This window comes from Paenibacillus sp. 05T425 (genome assembly GCF_056396205.1).
Genome location: NZ_JBFTLA010000132.1, coordinates 1 through 415, shown reverse-complemented (window position 1 = coordinate 415; position 415 = coordinate 1). Strand labels below are relative to the sequence as shown.

The 415-nt window shown below is 63.9% G+C and carries 1 protein-coding gene; it reads left to right on the top strand.

Going from position 1 to position 415, the window contains the following annotated elements:
* Nucleotides 1–415: FAD-dependent oxidoreductase (locus AC1DF0_RS32440; protein ID WP_477577708.1), on the top strand; the 415-nt coding region annotated here is incomplete at both ends.

Sequence of the window (415 nt, the reverse complement as noted above, 5' to 3'; positions counted from 1 at the left end):
GATCTGGAAGGCGGCTTGCTCATCAATGGCGACGGCATTCTGTATGCGCCGGCGACGGCCCGCTGGATGCTCGACACACCGAACATCCGTCAGCACCGGGCGCGGGTCAGCGCGGTCGATGGCAATCGCGTTTACCTCGATGACGGCCATTGGTTGCGGGCCGAAGCCGTGGTGTTGGCCAACGGCATTCAGGCCAGCGAACTGTGCCCGGAGTTACCCATCGAGCCGAAAAAAGGTCACCTGCTGATTACCGACCGCTACCCCGGCACCGTCACCCACACCTTGGTGGAGTTGGGTTACGTCACCAGCGCGCACAACGCCACCGGCCCATCGACCGCCTGCAATATTCAGCCGCGCCCCACCGGGCAATTGTTCATCGGTGCCTCGCGGCAATTCGGCACCACCGACCCACAGG